The organism is Sagittula sp. P11, assembly GCF_002814095.1.
In the GTDB taxonomy this organism is placed as follows: Bacteria; Pseudomonadota; Alphaproteobacteria; order Rhodobacterales; family Rhodobacteraceae; genus Sagittula.
Genome location: NZ_CP021913.1, coordinates 3381809 through 3402541, shown reverse-complemented (window position 1 = coordinate 3402541; position 20733 = coordinate 3381809). Strand labels below are relative to the sequence as shown.

Genomic DNA, 20733 nt, shown 5'->3' with positions numbered 1-20733 from the left:
CTTCCTGCCACGACCTTCACACCGTTCAAACCACTTCACCCAGAAAGGGCCCCACATGGCCAATATCACCTTCCAGTCCCCGATCATGCACCGGGACAAGACCGTCTATGCCGTTGCAGGCAATACGAAAACTATTCTCGCCGTGGCGAGGGACAACGCCATTCCGATTCCCTTCGACTGCGGCGACGGCAACTGCGGGTCCTGCCTGATCGAGGTCACCTCGCTGGATGCCAAACCGGCGATGAGCATGGCGCTGACCGAAAAGGAAAAGGCCCGCCTGAAGGAACTGCAGAAGATCACCGATGCGGAGATCGCGAATGCGGAAGTCAACGACGTGCCGCCGCGGTTCCGGCTGGCCTGCCAGTTCATCGCCCGTGACGAGAACGTGACGGTCCGGTTCCCCGGCACACCCGGCGGCTCTTTCTGAAGGCACGCCGCCGCAGTGCGGCGCGAATTTTCAGCAGACGATACAATTGCTTGAGGGACATACCAGCCATGCGCCCCGCAACGATTGACGCGGCGCAGCACAGAGGACACCCAAGGGCCAAACCTCCCATCAGCGACAGGAGACAGATGATGAAGACCGGAACCAGACTGCCCGACGTGACCTTCCGCACCCGCGTGCGCGACGACAGCATCGAGGGCCCGAACCCCTTCCGCTGGCAGGACATGACCACCGCCGACTACTTCGGCGGCAAGCGGGTGATCCTGTTCTCCCTGCCGGGCGCCTTCACGCCCACGTGCTCCACCTACCAGCTGCCGGGATTCGAGGACAACTTTGCCGCCTTCCAGGAGCAGGGGATCGACGCGATCTACTGCCTTTCGGTCAACGACAGCTTTGTCATGAACCAGTGGGCCAAGGCGCAAGGCATTGAGAACGTGAAGGTTATTCCCGACGGCTCGGGCGAGTTCACGCGCCGGATGGGCATGCTGGTGCACAAGGACAACCTGGGCTTTGGCGCACGGTCCTGGCGTTACGCGGCCATCGTCAACGACGGCGTGGTCGAGGCATGGTTCGAAGAGCCGGGCCTGATGGACAACTGCCCGGACGACCCCTACGGCGTCTCCTCCCCGGAGAACCTGATGGCCCACCTGACGCAGGCCGTGGCCGCAGAATAAGCGCCTTTCCGAGGCAAATACAAAGCCCCGCCCGACCGGCGGGGCTTTTTGCTGCGTACGCGAGACAACCGGCCCCAAAGCCCTGTCATCAACGCAGCGGCCGCCCCGTTAAACACGCCGCGTTAACCGTTTGTTGTGGTGAGTCCCGGCCGGTTCGATACCCTCAACCGGCCGGTTGTTAACCTTTCCTGCCGCAGTGCGGCGTGGGCGAATCGGGCGTTTCGCCCCGGATCGGTCCATTGCGGCCCCTTCCCGCCCGAAAGGCCCGAAACCGGCGCCCGGGACGGCTCACGTTTCCGTGAAGCGCCGGCATTTTTTGATGCTGCCCCCGGCTCAGAGGCTTTCGGCGTGGGCCTTGAAGTTGTTCAGGATCGCCTGCCAGCCCTCGCGCTGCATCTCGACGGAGTGCTGGGTTTCCGCGTCGAAGACGGTGACCACCTGCGTGCCGCCGTCGACCGGGGTGAAGGTCGTCTCTGCCAGCCGTCCGTCGTCCATCAGGAAACTGGCCTTCTCCTGCGGCACGACCTCCTGGTAGGTGGCCGTGAAGTCGAATCCGAAGGAGCCGTCCTTCGCCTCCATCCGGCTGCGGTAGGCGCCGCCGGGCCGCAGGTCGACGGAAGCCGAGGGGCAGCACCAGTCGTCGCTGGCAAAGTTCCACCGGGTGATGTGGTCCGGCGTGGTCCAGGCGGTCCAGACGGTCTCGGGCGGCGCGTCCACCTGCGCGGAGATGGTGACTTTCTCGAAGCTCATGTCGGGGTCCTTTCGGTCGTGAGGTCGTCGAGCAGGGTGTCGAGGCGGGTGAGCGAGTTGGCCAAGCCCGCCTCCATCCCCATGTCGATCACCGTCTGCAGATCCTTTTCGGAGGCGTAGGCGATGACCGTTCTGACGGTGGTGCGGTCGCCCTCGCCGGTGAAGCGCACCTCCCAGTCGGAGGTCGGCATGTCGGGGTTCACCGCACCGTCCGCGTCGGAAAAGGCGTCGCGGGAGGTGTAGCGGTCCTGCGCCTCGATGCGGATGTAGTCGAAGCGGTTCCAGAACTCCGCGCCGTCCGGGTCGACCATGGCGAAGTGCCAGTGCCCGCCATCGGAGAAATCCATGGACTTGGTGCGCGCGGTGAAGGGCTCGGGCGCGAACCAGCGGTCGAGGAGGTCCGCCTCCGAGTGGCAGCGCCAGACCAGCGCCTTCGGCGCCGCGAAGTCGCGCGTGATGGTCAGGCGGTGCGCGGGCATATCCGCCTGGAAGGTAAAGCGCAGGTCAGGTTTCATTCTTGTCCTCCTCCGTGAGGGTCGCCAGCAGGGTGTCGAGCTTGTCGTAGCGGCTTTTCCAGACGTCCCGCTGGGCGTTGAACCAATCCTCGATGAGAGCCAACCGTTCCGGTTCCAGCGTGCAGGTCCTTACGCGCCCGGTCTTCTCGGTGCGGATCAGGCCCGCGTCTTCCAGCAGCCGCACGTGCTGCAGGAAGGACGGCATGGCCATGTCGAAGGGACCGGCCAGTTCGCTGACCGTCGCGGCCCCATGGCCCAGCCTTTGCACCACGGCGCGCCGGGTCGGATCGGAGAGCGCGTGGAAAAGCGTATCGAGGGGAGCGGGTTGCTGTTTCATGCCGCTATCCTGCCTCGATTCTTTAGTTAGGTAAATACCTAAGTTTTGATGCCTGACCCGGCGGCGAGGCCACGCCGGGCCGCTTTGTCGGCTTTTGTCCGACAGCGGGTGAAACCGGACACTTTGTCGGGCGCTGGCACCTGCCCTGCACAGCGGATTGTTCCCAAAGGATTTTCCGGATGGACGCCCGGCTGAAGGGGCTTGGCACAGAGCCTGCTGATCCTTCCCCGAGCGCGGTCGCGCGCCGTCTCGTCCTCGATTGAGAATTAGCAACCAAAGGAAACTCGACATGAGCGAACTTCGTCAGATTGCCTTTTACGGCAAGGGGGGGATCGGCAAGTCCACCACCTCGCAGAACACCCTCGCAGCCCTCGTGGAACTCGGACAGAAGATCCTGATCGTCGGCTGCGATCCCAAGGCCGACTCCACCCGCCTGATCCTGAACTCCAAGGCGCAGGACACGGTGCTGCACCTCGCGGCCGAGATGGGCTCCGTCGAGGATCTCGAGCTGGAAGACGTGCTGAAGACCGGCTTCAAGGACATCAAGTGCGTCGAGTCCGGCGGTCCCGAGCCGGGCGTCGGCTGCGCCGGCCGCGGCGTCATCACCGCCATCAACTTCCTCGAGGAGAACGGCGCCTACGATGACGTGGATTACGTGTCCTACGACGTTCTGGGCGACGTGGTCTGTGGCGGTTTCGCCATGCCGATCCGCGAGAACAAGGCACAGGAAATCTACATCGTCATGTCCGGCGAGATGATGGCGCTTTATGCCGCCAACAACATCGCCAAGGGCATCCTGAAGTACGCCAACTCCGGCGGCGTACGCCTGGGCGGCCTTATCTGCAACGAGCGCCAGACCGACAAGGAACTGGAACTGGCGGAGGCGATGGCCTCCAAGCTGGGCTCGAAGCTCATCCACTTCGTGCCGCGCGACAACATCGTGCAGCACGCCGAGCTGCGCCGCCAGACGGTGCTGCAGTACGCCCCCGAAAGCCAGCAGGCGGAAGAGTACCGCCAGCTTGCCAACAAGATCCACGGCAACTCTGGCAAGGGCGTGATCCCGACTCCGATCACCATGGAAGAGCTGGAAGAGATGCTGATGGAGTTCGGCATCATGCAGTCCGAGGAGGAGCGCCTCGCGGCCATCGCCGCCACCGAGGCGGTCTGAGCGCCCCGCGGGGCGGCGTGCCACGGCGGCCGCCCCTTTGCGACATGACGTAGGGTGGGCCTTCGGGCCACCCTGCCCCGCCCACCCCGAACAGTCCCAAGATCAGTGAGAGGAGCCAAAAGGATGGCCAAGGATCACGCAACAGGGCCGGAAGACTACGAGGCAATGATCGAGGAAGTCCTCGAAGCCTATCCGGACAAGGCGAAGAAGCGCCGCGCCAAGCACCTGACGGTGTCGAAGGCGAGCGACGAGGAACCCGATGCGACGACCGGCATCGCCTCGAAGTGCGACACCCAGAAATCCAACATCAAGTCCGTTCCGGGCGTCATGACGATCCGCGGCTGTGCCTATGCCGGATCGAAGGGCGTGGTCTGGGGGCCGGTCAAGGACATGGTCCACATCTCTCACGGCCCTGTCGGCTGCGGGCAGTACTCGTGGTCCCAGCGCCGCAACTACTACATTGGCAAGACCGGGGTGGATTCGTTCGTGACGATGCAGTTCACCACCGACTTCCAGGAGAAGGACATCGTCTTCGGCGGCGACAAGAAGCTGGCCAAGACGATCGACGAGATCGAAGAGCTGTTTCCGCTGTCGAACGGCACCACGATCCAGTCCGAGTGTCCCATCGGCCTGATCGGCGACGACATCGAGGCCGTCGCCCGCCAGAAGCACAAGGAGCACGGCAAGACGATGGTGCCGGTGCGTTGCGAGGGTTTCCGCGGCGTGTCGCAGTCGCTGGGTCACCACATCGCCAACGACGCGGTGCGCGACTGGGTGTTCGAGAAGGGCGAAGGCGCCGGTGCGGGCTACGAGACCGGACCCTACGACGTCAACGTCATCGGCGACTACAACATCGGCGGCGACGCCTGGGCCTCGCGCATCCTGCTGGAAGAGATGGGCCTCAACGTGGTCGGCAACTGGTCCGGCGACGCCACCCTGGCCGAGATCGAACGCGCGCCGAAGGCAAGGCTCAACCTCATCCACTGCTACCGGTCGATGAACTACATCTGCCGCTACATGGAAGAGAAGTACGGCATCGGCTGGATGGAGTACAACTTCTTCGGCCCGACCCAGATCGCCGCCTCACTCCGCGCCATCGCGAAGAACTTTGACGCGACGATCCAGGAGAACGCCGAGAAGGTCATCGCCAAGTACCAGCCGCTGGTGGACGAGGTCATCGCCAAGTACCGCCCGCGTCTCGAGGGCAAGTCGGTCATGCTTTATGTCGGCGGCCTGCGTCCGCGCCACGTCGTCACCGCATACGACGACCTCGGCATGGTGATCGCCGGCACGGGTTACGAGTTCGGCCACAACGACGACTACAAGCGCACCGGCCACTACGTGAAGGAAGGCACGCTGATCTACGACGACGTGACCGGCTACGAGCTGGAGAAGTTCATCGAGAAGATCCGCCCCGACCTCGTGGGGTCCGGCATCAAGGAGAAGTACCCGGTGCAGAAGATGGGCATCCCGTTCCGCCAGATGCACTCGTGGGACTATTCCGGCCCCTACCACGGCTACGACGGCTTCGCGATCTTCGCGCGCGACATGGACATGGCGATCAACTCGCCGGTCTGGAACATGTACGACGCACCGTGGGAAGCCCAGGCCATCGCGGCAGAGTGACGGGCGGCGCCGCGGCCCGGGCCGGCGCGTCGGGTCGATGACCCGCCCGGCGGACAGAGGGTCGCGGCGCGGACAGCGGGGCCAGAGGTCCCACCCTGCGGAGGGCGGACGCCGCCCTCCCCATCTCCAGAACTGTTCTTCCACACCAGGCGCGTCTCGGAATGCGGACGGCCAACAGAAGGAATACATCCATGCCCCAGTCCGGCGACAAGGTGCTCGACCACGCACCGCTCTTCCAGCAGCCCGAGTACAAGGAGATGCTGGCCAACAAGAAAGTGAACTTCGAATGCGGCCATCCCGACGAGATGGTCAAGGAAATCGGCGACTGGACCAAGTCCTGGGAATACCGCGAGAAGAACCTCGCCCGTGAGGCGCTGACCGTGAACCCCGCAAAGGCCTGCCAGCCGCTGGGCGCCGTGTTTGCCGCCCAGGGCTACGAGCGGACCATGCCGTTCGTGCACGGCTCGCAGGGCTGCGTCGCCTACTACCGCTCGCACCTGAGCCGTCACTTCAAGGAGCCGTCCTCCTGCGTGTCCTCCTCGATGACCGAGGACGCGGCGGTCTTCGGCGGGCTGACCAACATGGTCGACGGGCTTGCCAACACCAAGGCGCTGTACGATCCGAAGATGATCGCCGTCTCGACCACCTGCATGGCCGAGGTGATCGGCGACGACCTCAACTCCTTCATCCAGCAGGCAAAGCAGAAGGGATCGGTGCCGGACGACTTCGACGTGCCCTTCGCCCATACGCCGGCCTTCGTGGGCTCCCACGTGGACGGCTATGACAATGCGCAGAAAGGCATCCTGCAGCACTTCTGGGAAGACGGGACCCGCGTCGAGGCCGACCGGATCAACGTGATCCCCGGTTTCGACGGTTTCGCCGTGGCCAACAACCGCGAGATCCGCAAGCTGCTGGAGGCGATGGGTGTCGACTTCACCTTCCTGTCGGACGTGTCGGACGTCTATGACACGCCGTCGGATGGCGCGTTCCGCATGTATGACGGCGGCACGAAGCTCGAGGACGTGAAGGCGGCGCTGAACGCGAAGGCCACGGTGTCGATGCAGGAATACTGCACGCCGAAGACGCTGGAATACGTTGCGGCGAAGGGCCAGCAGACGGTGGCGCTGAACTACCCGATGGGCGTGCAGGGCACCGACGAGTTCCTGATGAAGGTCAAGGAGCTGACCGGCAAGGACATCCCGGAGGCGATCCGCATGGAGCGCGGACGGCTGATCGACGCCATCGCCGACAGCCAGGCCTGGCTGCATGGCAAGACCTTCGCGATCTACGGCGATCCGGACTTCGTCTACGGCATGACCCGCTTCGTGATGGAACTGGGCGGCGAGCCGGTGCACTGCCTTGCCACCAACGGCGGCAAGAAATGGGCCAAGAAGATGGAGGCCCTGCTGGCCTCGTCCCCCTTCGGGAAACAGGGGCAGGTCTGGGCGGGCAAGGACCTGTGGCACATGCGGTCCTTCCTGAACACCGAGCCGGTCGACCTGCTGATCGGCAACTCCTACGGCAAGTACCTCGAACGGGACACCGGCACGCCGCTGATCCGGCTGGCCTTCCCGATCTTCGACCGTCACCACCACCACCGTTTCCCGACCATGGGCTACCAGGGCGCGTTGACGGTGCTGGTGAAGCTTCTCGACACGATCTTCGACAAGCTCGACGACGACACCATCGTGCCGGGCGAGACGGATTATTCCTACGACCTGACCCGGTAAGACGCATATCGTGCAGCAAAGGACCGGCGGGCGCAGCCCCGCCGGTTTTTCGTTGCTTCCATTGTGGCGGAGTTCGCCGGGAGCGGCCGGCACCTCCTTGGCATTTGCGCCGGGATGAAGCGGGTCAGCCGCCCGGTTTGCGGAACAGGCGGGTCTGCTCGAAGAGGCTGTCGAGCCGGTCGAAGCGGTCGCGGGTGGCGGGCCAGCGCTCCTCCTGCGCGGCGGCGATCAGCGCCTCCAGCAGCATCATGGTGGAGATGTTCGAATCCCAGGCGGAGGGGATTTCCACCCAGCAGTTGAAGCTTTGCGTGGCGAGGTCGGCGATCGGGCTCGACCACTGGTCGGTGAGCAGGACCACGTTCACGCCCTTGGCGCGCGCCAGTTCGGCGAGGCGCAGGAGGTTCGATTCGTAGCGCCGGATGTCGAACATCAGGAGCGTGTCGCCCTCTTCCATGTCGAGCAGGTAGTGCGGCCAGTTGGCCGAGGCGGAGGTGAGGTGGATCACCTTCGGGCGCACCGCCTGCAGGTGGGTGAAGGCGTAGTCGGCCAGCGCATGGGTGATCCGGCCGCCGACGATGAACAGCGTGTGGCCGCTGTCGGCCAGCAGATGGGCGGCGGCGTCGAAGCTGTCGGAGGAGAGGTTGGAGAAGGTGGTCTGGATGTTCTGCGTTACCGCCTTGGCGAAGCGGTTGAGCAGGTGCGATTCCGGTGCCTCCGCCGCCCAGTTGGCGCGGCGTTCGGTGGGGCCGGAAACCTTGGCCTGCAGTTCCTTCAGCAGCGCCTGGTGGAACTGCGGGAAGCCCTTGAAACCCAGTTTCTGCACCATGCGGGCGATGGTGGGGGTGGAGGTGCCGGTTTCCGCCGCGACGATGGTGATCGAGGCGAGCCCCGCCGCCGGATAGTTTTCCAGAAGTGCGTTGGCGGCCTTGCGTTCGGAGGCGGTCAGGCTGGTGTAATGCTCCCGGATCAGGTCGCGGACGGTGGCGTTGGGCTGCGTCAAGGTCGGTTCCCCCGGGCGTGTGCTTCAGCATTGGGCTGCGGTGGCGGGGCGCGCCGGAAATCCCCGGCCCGCCCTTGAAGAAATATTGACACAAGCTGCGCGGATGTGGAGAGTTTTCTTCAAAGAGGGGAGAAAAGGATGTCCGAAGGGCCGGGCGAAGACCGTCTGAACGTGGTCGAGGTGGTGAACGGGGCGGGGCGCGGCGGCGTCCTGCTGATCTGCGAGCATGCGTCGGCGGCCATACCGGCACGGTTCGGGGACCTTGGCCTGACGGCGGAGGCGCGGGTCAGCCATGCGGCCTGGGACCCGGGCGCGCGCGACTTGGCGGCGCTGCTGTCCGCCGAGCTCGATTCGCCGCTGGTGGCGGGGACGGTGTCGCGGCTGGTCTACGACTGCAACCGCCCGCCCGAGGCGCCGGGCGCGATGCCCGCGCGGTCGGAGGTCTTCGACGTGCCGGGCAACGCCGGTCTGACCGATGTGCAGAAGGCCGAGCGGGTGGAGACGGTCTATCGCCCGTTCCGCGCCGCCGTCGAAGCCCGGCTCGACGCGGCGCGCGCGGTGGTGACGGTGCACAGCTTCACCCCGGTGTTTCACGGTGCACCGCGCGACACGGAGATCGGCCTCCTGCACGACAGCGACGCGCGGCTGGTGGACCTGATGCTGGCGCATGCGCCGGAGGACCGCGTGGTGCACCGCAACCGCCCCTACGGTCCGGAGGACGGCGTGACCCATACCCTGAAGGCGCACGCCCTGCCCCGCGGCCTGCCCAACGTGATGATCGAGGTGCGCAACAACCTGCTGACCACGCCCGAGGACATCCGGGCCATGGCGCGCGACCTCATGGCGATGCTGACCCCGGCGCTGGAGGCCACATGCCCCGCGTCCTGATCGGTTTCGTCCGCGCCATCGAGGCGATGAACCGCGCCATCGGCCGGGTCGCCATGTACCTGATCTTTGCGCTGATCGGCGTGCTGCTGTGGTCCTCGGTGTCGAAGGTGGCCTTCCTGCCCTCGCTCTGGACGCTGGAGACGGCGCAGTTCGTCATGGTGGCCTACTACATCCTCGGCGGGCCCTACTCGATCCAGCTTGGATCGAACGTGCGCATGGACCTGTTCTACGGCAACTGGTCGGTGAGGCAGAAGGCCTGGGTCGACGCCTTCACCGTGCTGTTCCTGATGTTCTACCTCGGTGTGCTGCTTTATGGCGCGCTGGGATCGCTGGCCTATTCCATGGGCTACTTCGGGATGCAGCCGCTGGATTACTTCGCGGAGTTCTTCGGCGCGCTCCTCACCGGCGGGATCGACGGCGCGGCGGAAAAGCTGGGCTTTCTCGAACGGTCCTCGACCGCGTGGCGCCCGATGCTGTGGCCGATCAAGCTGGTGCTGGCCTTCGGCATCTTCCTGATGATTCTCCAGACACTTGCAGAGCTGATCAAGGACATCGGCCGCATCCGCGGGGTAGAGATCTGATGTCCTATGAAATGATCGCGATCACCATGTTCGCCGGCATGATGCTGATGCTGATGACCGGCCAGCGCGTGTTCGGCGCCATCGGTTTCGTGGGTGCGCTGGCGGGGCTGCTGCTGTGGGGCACCGGGGGCGTCGACGTGCCCTTTGCCGCCGCGATGAAGCTGATGAAGTGGTATCCGCTGCTGACGCTGCCGATGTTCATCTTCATGGGCTACGTGCTGTCGGAATCGAAGATCGCCGACGACCTCTACAAGATGTTCCACGTCTGGATGGGGCCGGTCCGCGGCGGTCTGGCGATCGGCACCATCGGCCTGATGGTTCTGATCTCGGCCATGAACGGCCTCAGCGTCGCGGGCATGGCCATCGGCGCCACCATCGCGCTGCCGGAACTGCTGCGCCGGGGCTACGACAAGATCATGGTGACGGGGGTCATACAGGCCGGATCGAGCCTCGGCATCCTTGTGCCGCCCTCCGTCGTTCTGGTGCTTTACGCGATGATCGCGCGGCAGCCGGTGGGCCAGCTCTGGCTGGCGGGGGTGATGCCGGGGCTGATGATGGCGACGCTGTTCATCATCTACATCTACGTGCGCTGCCGCCTGCAGCCGGAGCTTGGCCCGGTGCTGCCGAAGGAAGAGCGCGACGTGCCGATGTCCGAGAAGCTGCGCCTGCTGCGGGCGGGCATCCTGCCGCTGGTGATCTTCTTCGTGATGATGTTCCCCTTCGTGAAGGGCTGGACCTCGCTGGTGGAAAGTTCGGCCATCGGGGCACTGGCGGCCTTTGTCGCGGCGGTGCTGAAGCGGCGGATGACCCGCGAGGTGTTCGAGACCTCCGTCCGGCAGACGCTGGCGATTTCCTGCATGTTCATGTGGATCATCCTCGCGGCACTCGGCTTCGGCGCGATCTTCGACGGGCTGGGTGCGGTGCGCGCCATCGAGAACCTGTTCACCGAGCAGCTTGGCCTTTCCCCCTGGATGATCCTGATCCTGATGCAGCTGTCGTTCATCGTGATGGGCACCTTCCTCGACGACACGGCAATGCTGGTCATCGTGGCGCCGCTTTACGTGCCGCTGGTGGGCGAACTGGGGTTCGACCTGATCTGGTACGGCGTGCTTTACACGATCACCACGCAGATCGCCTACATGACCCCGCCCTTCGGCTATAACCTGTTCCTGATGCGGGCCATGGCGCCGCCGGAAATCGGGCTGACCGACATCTACCGCTCGATCATTCCCTTCGCGCTGGTCATGGTCTGTGCACTGGCGCTGGTGATGGCCTTCCCGCAGATCGCGCTCTGGCTGCCGGACCTGGTTTACGGAAAATAACCCTCAGAAGCCCCGTACAGGGGACGCATTTCAACAAGGAGACTGGATATGACGACCTCACGCAGAAAGTTCCTGAAGACCGCAGGTGTCGGCGTTGCCGCCGCACCGCTGGCCGCGCCCGCGCTGGCGCAGTCGACCATCACCTGGCGGATGCAGACCTACGCCGGTGCCGCGCTGGCCGAGCACGTGGTCAAGCCCGCCATCGACACCTTCAACAAGATCGCCGGCGACCGGATGCAGATCGAGCTGTACTTTGCCGACCAGCTGGTGCCCACGGGCGAGCTGTTCCGCGCCCTGCAGCGCGGCACCATCGACGCGGTGCAGTCCGACGACGATTCCATGGCCTCGCCGACCGAAGTGACGGTGTTCGGCGGCTACTTCCCCTTCGGGTCGCGCTACTCTCTGGACGTGCCGGTGCTGTTCAACCAGTACGGCCTCGACGAGATCTGGAAGGAAGAATACGCCAAGGTCGGGGTCAAGCACATCTCGGCCGGGTCCTGGGACCCCTGCCACTTTGCCACCAAGGACCCGATCAACAGCCTTGCCGACCTAGAGGGCAAGCGCGTCTTCACCTTCCCGACCGCGGGCCGCTTCCTGTCGCAGTTCGGCGTCGTGCCGGTGACGCTGCCGTGGGAGGACATCGAGGTCGCGGTGCAGACCGGCGAGCTGGACGGCATCGCGTGGTCGGGCATCACCGAGGACTACACGGTGGGCTGGGCCGACGTGACCAACTACTTCCTGACCAACAACATCTCGGGCGCGTGGATCGGCCACTTCTTCGCGAACATGGGCCGCTGGGAAGAGCTGCCCGAAGACCTGAAGCTCCTGTTGACCACCTGCATGGAGCAGTCGCACTACTACCGCCAGTGGTGGTACTGGGGCGGCGAAGCGTCCCTGCGCGTCCACGGCGAGAAGATGCAGCTGACCTCCATCCCCGACGCGGAATGGGACCAGGTCGAGCAGGCCGCCCAGAAGTTCTGGGACGAGATCGCGGCGGAGTCGGAGACCAAGGCGAAGGTCGTTGAGATCTTCAAGAAGTACAACGCGGACATGGCCAAGGCGGGCCGTCCGTACCGCTACAACGTGTGACACCCCTGCCCCGGCGCGCATGCGTGCCGGGGCGCCTCTGAAAGGACGACGACATGCCCGGCCCTATCTCTTTCGATGAACTCAAGGCACAGGTCGACGGCGGCCTCGTGGACACCGTGCTGGTGTGCGCGGTCGACATGCAGGGCCGCCTGATGGGCAAACGCTTCCACGCCGGGCACTTCGTCGCCTCGGCCTGGGAAGAGACGCACTGCTGCAACTACCTCTTTGCCACCGACATCATGATGGCCACCCCCGAAGGCTACGAGTCGACCTCGTGGGAAAAGGGCTATGGCGACTACGTCATGAAGCCGGACCTCTCGACGCTGCGCCCGATGCCCTGGCTCGAAGGCACGGTGATGGTGATGTGCGACATCCTCGACCACCACACCCACGAGGAAGTGCCCCACACCCCGCGCGCCATGCTGAAGGCGCAGGTCAAACGGGCGGAGGCCATGGGCTTCACCCCGATGATGGCCACCGAGCTGGAATTCTTCCTCTTCGAGAAGTCCTACCCGGAGATCCGCAAGTCGGGCTTCCGCGCGCTGGAGACGCTGTCGGGCTACAACGAGGATTACAACATCATGCTCACCACGCGGGAGGAGCACGTGCTGCGCCCCGTGCGCAACCACCTGTGGGCGGCGGGCATCCCCGTCGAGAACTCCAAGGGCGAGGCGGAGACCGGGCAGGAAGAGCTGAACATCAAGTACGCCCCCGCGCTCGACACGGCGGAGTACCACACCATCGCCAAGCACGCGATCAAGGAGATCGCCCACCAGCAGGGCCACGCGGCGAGCTTCATCGCCAAGTGGCACGAGGACAAGGTCGGCTCGTCCAGCCACGTCCACATGTCGCTGTGGGAGGGGGGCACGCCCGCCTTCTTCGACGAGGCGGACAGCCTCGGAATGTCGGGGCTGATGAAGCACTACGTCGCGGGGCTGCTGAAGTACGCGCCCGACGTGACCTATTTCCTCGCCCCCTACATCAACAGCTACAAGCGCTTCCAGGTCGGCACCTTCGCCCCCACGCGGGTGATCTGGTCCATCGACAACCGCACCGCGGGCTTCCGCCTGTGCGGCGAGGGGACCAAGGCCGTGCGCATCGAATGCCGCGTCGGCGGGTCGGACCTGAACCCCTACCTCGCCATGGCGGCGCTGCTCGCGGCGGGCCTGAAGGGCATCGAGGACAAGCTGGAACTGGAACCCGCCTACACCGGCGACGCCTATTCCGGCAACGCCTCGCGCCTGCCCGGCACGTTGCGGGACGCGCGGCGCGAGCTGCTGCAGTCGGAGATGCTGCGCGAGGCCTTCGGCGACAAGGTCGTGATCCACTACGCCCGCGCGGCGGAAGTGGAGATCGAGGATTTCAATCGCGTCGTGACCGACTACGAGATCGCGCGCGGATTCGAGATGTCGTGACCGGGCGGACCCGCCCCGGGACCCCCGAACTGATCCAGAGGATGGAATGACAAATACCCTGAAATGTATCTCGCCCATCGACGGCAGCGTCTTTGCGGAACGTCCGGTGCTGTCGCTGGACGAGGCGAAGTCCGTGGCGGCCAAGGGCCGTGCGGCGCAGGCCGCATGGGCGGCGCGCCCCCTTGAGGAGCGCACCCGTCTCGTGATGGCCGGTGTCGCCGCCGTGGGCGAGATGAACGACGAGATCGTGCCGGAACTGGCGCACATGATGGGCCGCCCGGTCCGCTTCGGCGGGGAGTTCGGCGGCTTCAACGAGCGCGCCTCTTACATGGCCAGTATCGCGGAGACCGCGCTGGCGCCCATCGAGGTCGGCGAGGACGCGACCTTCAAGCGCTATATCAAGCGTGTGCCGCTGGGGGTCGTCTTCGTGGTGGCGCCGTGGAACTACCCCTACATGACGGCGATCAACACCGTCGCGCCTGCGCTGATCGCGGGCAACACGGTGATCCTGAAACATGCCACCCAGACCCTGCTTGTGGGCGAGCGCATGGCAAAGGCCTTCCACGCGGCGGGCGTGCCGGAAGAGGTGTTCCAGAACGTCTTCCTCGACCATGACACCACGTCCGACCTGATCGCGGCCAATGCCTTCGACTTCGTGAACTTCACCGGCTCCGTCGGCGGCGGCAAGGCGATGGAGCGCGCGGCGGCGGGCACCTTCACCGGCACCGGGCTTGAGCTGGGCGGCAAGGACCCGGGCTATGTCATGGAGGACGCGGATCTGGACGCGGCCGTCGACACGCTGATCGACGGCGCGATGTTCAACTCCGGCCAGTGCTGCTGCGGGATCGAACGGATCTACGTGCACGAGTCGCTGTTCGATGCCTTCGTCGAGAAGGCCGTGGCGGTGGTGAAGGGCTACAAGCTGGGCAATCCGCTCGACAAGGAGACGACCATCGGCCCGATGGCCAACGTCCGCTTTGCCGCCGAGGTGCGCGCCCAGATCGCCGAGGCGCTGGACGCCGGGGCCGTGGCCCATATCGACACCTTCGCGGAGGACGACGGCGCCGCCTACCTGACGCCGCAGATCCTGACGAACGTGACCCACGACATGCGGGTGATGCGGGACGAGAGCTTTGGCCCCGTGGTCGGCATCATGAAGGTGAAGGACGACGAGGAAGCGATCCGCCTGATGAACGACAGCGACTTCGGGCTGACCGCATCGCTCTGGACCTCCGATCTGGAGCGGGCCGAACGGGTGGGCGACCGGATCGAGACCGGGACGGTGTTCCTGAACCGCGCCGACTACCTCGACCCCGGCCTGTGCTGGACCGGCTGCAAGCAGACCGGGCGCGGCGGCGGCCTGTCGGTGATCGGCTACCACAACCTGACCCGGCCGAAGTCCTACCACCTGAAGCGGCTCGGCACCGCATGACATCGGCGCGCCTTTTGGCCGCCCCCCTGAACAACGCATATATCGAGAAGGTGACCACATGAGTCTCACCGGAAACTGGTCCTACCCGACCGCCATCAAGTTCGGAGCAGGCCGCATCAGCGAACTGCCCGGCGCCTGCGCGCAGGCGGGCATCACCCGGCCGCTGCTGGTCACCGACCGCGGGCTGGCCGACCTGCCGATCACGGCGCAGACGCTCGACGTCCTGGAACAGGCGGGCCTTGGCCGCGCGCTGTTCGCGGAGGTCGACCCCAACCCCAACGAAAAGAACCTCGAGGCCGGGGTGAAGGTCTACCGCGACGGCGGCCATGACGGCGTGATCGCCTTCGGCGGCGGCTCCGGGCTCGACCTCGGCAAGATGGTGGCCTTCATGGCCGGGCAGACGCGCCCGGTCTGGGATTTCGAGGACATCGGCGACTGGTGGACCCGCGCCGACGCGGCGGCCATCGCGCCCATCGTCGCCGTGCCGACCACCGCCGGCACCGGATCGGAAGTGGGGCGCGCCAGCGTCATCACCAATTCCGAGACGCACGAGAAGAAGATCATCTTCCACCCGAAGGTGCTGCCGACCGTGGTGATCTGCGATCCGGAGCTGACCATGGGCATGCCCGCGATGATCACCGCCGGGACCGGCCTCGATGCGTTTGCGCATTGCGTGGAGGCGTTCTCCTCCCCGTTCTACCACCCGATGAGCCAGGGCATCGCGCTGGAGGGGATGCGGCTGGTGAAGGACTACCTGCCGCGCGCCTACCAGAACGGCCAGGACCTCGAGGCGCGGGCGCAGATGATGTCGGCGGCCATGATGGGGGCGACGGCCTTCCAGAAGGGTCTCGGCGCGATCCACGCCATGAGCCACCCCATCGGCGCGCATTTCAACACCCACCACGGCACGACCAACGCGGTCTGCATGCCGTCGGTGCTGGACTTTAACGCCGGTGCGATCCGCGAGCGGTTCGACATGGCCTCGGCCTATCTGGGGATCGAGGGCGGCTTTGACGGGTTCCGCGCCTTCGTGCAGGAGCTGAACGACAGCCTCGGCATCCCGCGCCGCCTGTCGGACCTGGGCGTGACGGAAGACGCGATTCCGGCGCTGGTGAAGGGTGCGATCACCGACCCGTCCTGCGGCGGCAACCCTGTTGAACTGACCGAGGCAAACCTCGAAGAGCTGTTCCGCACGGCGCTCTGACGCCTGCGAGAGACGTCTGTGCCCGGCAGCCCGCCCGCCGGTCACATTCCCCGGAGGCCGTGGCACGGATCGTGCCGCGGCCTCTTCCTTTGCGATTGCCTTTGCGCGACCTGACGGATCAGGACCGGCGGCGCTTGCCCTTGGTGAGCGTCTTGGGCGACAGGCGGCGGGCGTTCGCCCCGGCGCTGGCCTCGATCGGGGCGAGGGCCGCTTCCATCACCGCGCCATAGCCCTTCTGCCCCGCCGCGGCGCGCATCGCGGCCTCGGTGGCGCGCATGAAGGCCGAGGGCTTCTCGAACACCATGCGCGTGGCTTCGACCGGCTTCATCGTGCCCATCGCCATCTGCGCGACCCGCACCTGGATCACCGTCCCGGCCGAGATCATCACCCGCGCCCCCGCCAGCGTGGCCCGCTGCCATTCGACGGCGGCTTTCATCATGTCTGGATACATTTCTCGACACTCCTGTCGTTGCATTGGGAAACCCCGGGCGCGGCCTGTCAGTTCCCCGACATTGTCGTCTTTCGCCAGCTTATTTTGTCGGGTGACGTGCCAGGCGGCAGCGCGCGGGGCACTTGGCACACCGCGTGCTTGAGTTTCCCCGAAGCAGAGGGGATGCGCCATGACCGATGCACTGAAATCCAGGATCGCGGACGTGTTCGACGAACCGGCCTGCGGGACCAACGTTTCCAAGTCGGAGCAGCAGCGCAAGAAGGGCTGCGCCAAGCCGCTGACGCCCGGCGCGGCCGCCGGTGGCTGCGCCTTCGACGGGGCGAAGATCGTCCTGCAACCCATCGTCGACGTGGCGCACCTGGTGCATGCGCCCCTCGCCTGCGAGGGCAACGGCTGGGACAACCGGGGCGCGGCCTCGTCGGGGTCCGAGCTTTACCGGATCGGCCTGACCACGGACATGACGGAACTGGATATCGTCATGGGCTACGGCGAGAAGAAGCTGTTCCGCGCGATCCGCGAGACGATCGAGAGCCAGAACCCTCCGGCGGTCTTCGTCTACGCGACCTGCGTGCCCGCGCTGATCGGCGACGACATCGACGCGGTCTGCAAGGCGGCGACGGCGAAATTCGGCGTGCCCTGCATTCCGGTCAACGCGCCGGGCTACGTGGGATCGAAGAACCTCGGCAACAAGCTGGCGGGCGAGGCGATGCTTGATCACGTGATCGGCACGATGGAGCCCGCCGAGACCACGCCCTGCGACATCAACATCGTCGGCGACTACAACCTGTCGGGCGAACTGTGGCAGGTGAAGCCGCTGCTCGACCGGCTGGGCATTCGCATCCTCGGCTCCCTCGCCGCCGACGCGCGTTACAAGCAGGTGGCGATGATGCACCGCGCGCGTGTCACGATGATGGTCTGTTCCAAGGCGCTCATCAACGTCGCCCGCAAGCTCGAGGAGCGTTATGGCATCCCCTACTTCGAAGGGTCGTTCTACGGCATCTCCGACACTTCGGATTCGCTTCGGGAGATGTGCCGGATACTGGTGGAACGCGGTGCGGACCCCGGCCTGCGGGACCGTTGCGAGGCGCTGATCGCCGAGGAAGAGGCGGCCATCCGGGCGAGACTCGCCCCCTACCGCCCGCGCGTCGAGGGCCGGAAGGTGCTGCTTTACACCGGCGGGCACAAGTCGTGGTCGGTGGTCGCGGCACTCCAGGAGCTGGGAATGGAGGTCATCGGCACCTCCGTCCGCAAGGCCACGGAGGATGACAAGGGCCGCGTCGTCGAGATCATGGGCGACGACAAGCACATGTTCGACAACATGGCGCCGAAGGACATGTACCGCCTGCTGAAGGACGCGGGCGCCGACATCCTGATGTCGGGCGGGCGGTCGCAGTTCGTGGCCCTGAAGGCCAGGATGCCCTGGGTCGACGTGAACCAGGAAAAGCACGAACCCTATGCCGGCTACATGGGGATGGAAGATCTTGTCCGCGCCATCGACCGCGCGGTGAACAACCCCATGTGGGCCGAACTGAGGGAGCCCGCGCCCTGGGACCTGCCGCTGACCGCCGGGCGCACGCTGCCCGCGCCCGCAGGCCCCTGCCCCGTGACCGGCATTCCCGCCGGTCCGTCGAGACCCGTGACCCTGGTGCCCCCGCTGCCGCCGTTTGCATCCCCGCCGGCCGCGGGCGGCCCAGCGGTCACGGACTTCGCCTCCAGCCGCACCGATTTCGAGGATTGCTGAGATGGCGAAGCTCATCCACCCGAAACGCGCCCTGTCGACCATGCCGCTGAAAAGCTCCGCACCGCTGGGGGCGGCCATGGCCTATCTCGGGATCGAGCGGGCGATCCCGCTGTTCCACGGCTCGCAGGGCTGCACGGCCTTCGCGATGGTCCACCTCGTGCGGCACTTCAAGGAGGCCGTGCCGCTTCAGACCACCGCGATGAACGAGGTGTCGACCATCCTCGGCGGTGCGGATCAGATCGAGGAGGCCATAGAGAACCTGCGCAGGAAGGCCGCGCCCTCCTTCATCGGCATCGCCTCCACCGCGCTGACGGAGACCCGGGGCGAGGACGTGCCGGGCGAGTTGAGGGAGATCCTGTCGCGGCGCACGGATTTCGCCGACACGGCGGTGGTCTATGCCTCCACCCCCGACTTCGACGGGGCGCTGCAGGACGGCTGGGCGAAGGCGGTGGAGGCCATCGTCGGTGCGCTGGTGCCCCGCGTGACGGAGCGCGACGTGGACATGCGGCAGGTGACGCTGCTGGCCGGATCGCACCTGAGCCCGGCAGAGGTGGAGGAACTGGTGCGGATGATCCGCGCTTTCGGACTGTCGCCCGTGGTCCTGCCGGACATCTCGACTTCGCTCGACGGGCATGTGTCGGACGACTGGTCGGGCTGCTCGCTCGGGGGCACACCGCTGGCCGACATCGGCCGGATCGCCCGGAGCGCCTTTACCCTCGCGGTGGGAGAGAGCATGCGCAGGGCCGCGCAGATGCTGGAGGATCGCACCCTCGCGCCCTTCCGCGTCTTCCAGTCGGTCACCGGGCTGAAGCCGGTCGATGCCTTCGTGCGCACGCTGATGGGGCTTGCGGGCGTGCAGGACCCGCCCCCGTCCATCCGGCGCGACAGGGCCCGGCTGATCGACGCGGCGCTCGACGCGCATTTCCACACCGGCGGGCTGCGTGTGGCCATCGGCGCCGACCCGGACCTGCTGTTCTCCCTCTCGAACGCTTTGACCTCGATGGGGGCAGAGGTGGTCGCCGCCGTCACCACGACGCAGCACACGCCTCTCGTCGACCGCATCCCGTCCGGGGAGGTCATACTCGGGGATCTGGGCGACCTTCAGCGCGCGGCGCAGGCGGGCGGCGCCCAGCTGCTGCTGACCCACAGCCACGGCCGCCACGTCGAACACGCCCTGCACATCCCCCTCGTGCGCGTGGGGTTCCCGGTCTTCGACCGCATCGGCGCGCAGGACGTCTGCCGGGTCGGCTACCGGGGCAGCCGCGCCTTCCTCTACGAGATCGCGAACACCGTCCAGTCCATCCACCACCGCGCGCGCCCCGAGGATTTCGGCGCCGCGCCCATCCCAGAGGAGTTCGAGCATGTCCCGCACGCTGCGCGTCATTGACACCACCGGACCGGCCAGCGAACCGGCCCCGGGCGAGACGCCCCTGCGCATCGCCATCGCCACCAACGACATGGCGTATCTCGGTGCCCATTTCGGCTCGGCGAAGACATTCGCCGTCTATGACGTCTGGAAGACCGGCCACCGTTTCGTGGCGGCGCATGCCTTCGACAACGTCACGAAGCAGAAAGGCAAGCACGACGACCAGGACGACAAGATCACCCCGAAGGTGGAGGCGCTGAAGGGCTGCGCCCTGTTGTTCGCGCTGGCCATCGGCGGCCCCTCGGCGGCGAAGATCGTGCGCGCGGGCATCCACCCGATCAAGCGCAAGGACCCGGAGCCGATCGAGGCGGTGCTGGAGCAGGTCAAGGTGATGCTGAACGGCACGCCCCCGCCCTTCCTGCGCAAGATCCTCGGGACCGAGGACAAGCCCGATTTCATGGACGAATACGAGACAGAGGAGACCGCCTGATGACCACCGAGACCCTTGAGGCCGAGCGCGGTGGCGCGATGGTCGACAGCCCCTTCCTCAGCCAGCTTGCCGCGGTGATCCGCGCCGAGGACAGCTATGGCCAGTGGGACGACAAGACCGATGCCGACATCATGGCAGAGTTCATCGTCACCCGGGAGGAGCGCCGCGAGATCCCGATCATCGGCGATCCGGACCCGGACGTGATGTGGCGCGTGACGAAGTTCTACGACGCCGTGGGCCTGCTGATCGAGAAACGGACCGGCTGCATGGCCTCGCAGATGCAGAAGATGAGCCACGAAGGCTTTGGCCGGATCGTGCTGCTCGCGGGCAAGCTGGTGGTGGTGTCGAAGCACCTGCGCGACATCCACCGTTTCGGCTTTCTCTCGTGGGAGGCGCTTGCCGAGGCCGGCGAGCAGATGGTGGCGAAGGCCGTCGAGACCATCGAGGCCTATCCCGACGCCGCGAAGGCCTGAGAGATGGAGCTGCCGCGTCTTCCCGAGCGGTTCACG

General features: G+C 66.0%; 21 protein-coding genes. 16 read left to right on the top strand and 5 right to left on the bottom strand.

All coding sequences use genetic code 11. From position 1 onward, the window contains the following. Window positions 1–55 precede the first annotated feature (55 nt). Together CDO87_RS16570 and CDO87_RS16565 are read left to right on the top strand one after the other, a co-directional pair. The gene (locus CDO87_RS16570; protein ID WP_100929802.1) at window positions 56–427 is read left to right on the top strand and encodes a 2Fe-2S iron-sulfur cluster binding domain-containing protein; all 372 of its coding nucleotides are present in this window, start codon (window positions 56–58) and stop codon (window positions 425–427) included. Between the two features lie 149 nt (window positions 428–576). After that, complete coding sequence (locus CDO87_RS16565; protein ID WP_100931004.1) at window positions 577–1119, top strand: peroxiredoxin; 543 nt, start codon at window positions 577–579, stop codon at window positions 1117–1119. A 333-nt stretch (window positions 1120–1452) separates the two neighbouring features. Here CDO87_RS16565 and CDO87_RS16560 read toward each other — a convergent pair whose 3' ends face one another. The 3 genes from CDO87_RS16560 to CDO87_RS16550 are packed head-to-tail and all read right to left on the bottom strand — an operon-like array spanning window position 1453 to window position 2721. Further along, entirely contained in the window at window positions 1453–1869 is a 417-nt protein-coding gene (locus tag CDO87_RS16560) for an SRPBCC family protein (RefSeq protein ID WP_100929801.1), read from the bottom strand. Beyond that, window positions 1866–2384, bottom strand: a complete 519-nt coding sequence (locus CDO87_RS16555; RefSeq protein WP_100929800.1) for an SRPBCC domain-containing protein — start codon at window positions 2382–2384, stop codon at window positions 1866–1868. The genes CDO87_RS16560 and CDO87_RS16555 overlap by 4 nt, the downstream gene beginning before the upstream one ends. Then, a complete protein-coding gene (locus tag CDO87_RS16550; RefSeq protein WP_100929799.1) occupies window positions 2374–2721 on the bottom strand; it encodes a helix-turn-helix transcriptional regulator in 348 nt (115 codons plus the stop codon). The genes CDO87_RS16555 and CDO87_RS16550 overlap by 11 nt, the downstream gene beginning before the upstream one ends. Before the next feature lie 289 nt (window positions 2722–3010). On the opposite strand from CDO87_RS16550, the gene nifH reads away from it, so the two are divergent. The 3 genes from nifH (at window position 3011) to nifK (ending at window position 7245) form a co-directional block, all read left to right on the top strand. Continuing rightward, window positions 3011–3889 carry a nitrogenase iron protein gene (nifH, locus tag CDO87_RS16545; RefSeq protein ID WP_100929798.1) on the top strand — a complete coding sequence of 293 codons (879 nt, stop codon included), beginning with the start codon at window positions 3011–3013 and terminating at the stop codon, window positions 3887–3889. 123 nt (window positions 3890–4012) lie between these two features. Further along, on the top strand, window positions 4013–5515 hold the full coding sequence (nifD, locus tag CDO87_RS16540) for a nitrogenase molybdenum-iron protein alpha chain (protein WP_100929797.1): 1503 nt from the start codon (window positions 4013–4015) through the stop codon (window positions 5513–5515). A 191-nt stretch (window positions 5516–5706) separates the two neighbouring features. After that, entirely contained in the window at window positions 5707–7245 is a 1539-nt protein-coding gene (nifK, locus tag CDO87_RS16535) for a nitrogenase molybdenum-iron protein subunit beta (protein WP_100929796.1), read from the top strand. A 124-nt stretch (window positions 7246–7369) separates the two neighbouring features. On the opposite strand, the gene CDO87_RS16530 is transcribed toward nifK, so the two are convergent. Continuing rightward, window positions 7370–8245: a MurR/RpiR family transcriptional regulator gene (locus CDO87_RS16530; protein ID WP_100929795.1), complete on the bottom strand. Its 876-nt coding sequence runs from the start codon at window positions 8243–8245 to the stop codon at window positions 7370–7372. 138 nt (window positions 8246–8383) lie between these two features. Between CDO87_RS16530 and CDO87_RS16525 the strand changes: the two genes are divergently transcribed. Genes CDO87_RS16525 through CDO87_RS16495 form a run of 7 tightly spaced genes read left to right on the top strand, consistent with a single transcriptional unit; the run spans window position 8384 to window position 16176 of the window. Beyond that, entirely contained in the window at window positions 8384–9133 is a 750-nt protein-coding gene (locus tag CDO87_RS16525; RefSeq protein WP_100929794.1) for an N-formylglutamate amidohydrolase, read from the top strand. After that, the gene (locus tag CDO87_RS16520; protein WP_100929793.1) at window positions 9118–9714 is read left to right on the top strand and encodes a TRAP transporter small permease subunit; all 597 of its coding nucleotides are present in this window, start codon (window positions 9118–9120) and stop codon (window positions 9712–9714) included. Before CDO87_RS16525 ends, CDO87_RS16520 begins: the two co-directional genes overlap by 16 nt. Next, a complete protein-coding gene (locus CDO87_RS16515; protein ID WP_100929792.1) occupies window positions 9714–11036 on the top strand; it encodes a TRAP transporter large permease subunit in 1323 nt (440 codons plus the stop codon). Before CDO87_RS16520 ends, CDO87_RS16515 begins: the two co-directional genes overlap by 1 nt. Window positions 11037–11084: 48 nt before the next feature. Beyond that, window positions 11085–12125: a TRAP transporter substrate-binding protein gene (locus CDO87_RS16510; RefSeq protein ID WP_100929791.1), complete on the top strand. Its 1041-nt coding sequence runs from the start codon at window positions 11085–11087 to the stop codon at window positions 12123–12125. Between the two features lie 53 nt (window positions 12126–12178). After that, on the top strand, window positions 12179–13540 hold the full coding sequence (locus CDO87_RS16505) for a glutamine synthetase family protein (protein ID WP_100929790.1): 1362 nt from the start codon (window positions 12179–12181) through the stop codon (window positions 13538–13540). A gap of 46 nt (window positions 13541–13586) precedes the next feature. Next, window positions 13587–14972, top strand: a complete 1386-nt coding sequence (locus CDO87_RS16500; RefSeq protein WP_100929789.1) for an aldehyde dehydrogenase family protein — start codon at window positions 13587–13589, stop codon at window positions 14970–14972. 58 nt (window positions 14973–15030) lie between these two features. Beyond that, window positions 15031–16176, top strand: coding sequence for an iron-containing alcohol dehydrogenase (locus CDO87_RS16495; protein ID WP_100929788.1), 1146 nt, complete (start codon window positions 15031–15033; stop codon window positions 16174–16176). A 118-nt stretch (window positions 16177–16294) separates the two neighbouring features. Here the strand turns inward: CDO87_RS16495 and CDO87_RS16490 are convergent, their stop codons facing one another. Continuing rightward, entirely contained in the window at window positions 16295–16627 is a 333-nt protein-coding gene (locus CDO87_RS16490) for an antibiotic ABC transporter (protein ID WP_100929787.1), read from the bottom strand. Between the two features lie 169 nt (window positions 16628–16796). Between CDO87_RS16490 and nifE the strand changes: the two genes are divergently transcribed. The 4 genes from nifE to CDO87_RS16470 are packed head-to-tail and all read left to right on the top strand — an operon-like array spanning window position 16797 to window position 20697. Beyond that, window positions 16797–18368, top strand: a complete 1572-nt coding sequence (nifE, locus tag CDO87_RS16485) for a nitrogenase iron-molybdenum cofactor biosynthesis protein NifE (protein ID WP_100929786.1) — start codon at window positions 16797–16799, stop codon at window positions 18366–18368. A gap of 1 nt (window position 18369) precedes the next feature. Beyond that, window positions 18370–19755, top strand: coding sequence for a nitrogenase iron-molybdenum cofactor biosynthesis protein NifN (gene nifN, locus CDO87_RS16480; protein ID WP_100929785.1), 1386 nt, complete (start codon window positions 18370–18372; stop codon window positions 19753–19755). Next, window positions 19730–20224 carry a nitrogen fixation protein NifX gene (nifX, locus tag CDO87_RS16475; protein WP_100929784.1) on the top strand — a complete coding sequence of 165 codons (495 nt, stop codon included), beginning with the start codon at window positions 19730–19732 and terminating at the stop codon, window positions 20222–20224. Before nifN ends, nifX begins: the two co-directional genes overlap by 26 nt. Further along, a complete protein-coding gene (locus CDO87_RS16470) occupies window positions 20224–20697 on the top strand; it encodes a NifX-associated nitrogen fixation protein (protein WP_100929783.1) in 474 nt (157 codons plus the stop codon). The genes nifX and CDO87_RS16470 overlap by 1 nt, the downstream gene beginning before the upstream one ends. Window positions 20698–20733 lie beyond the last annotated feature (36 nt).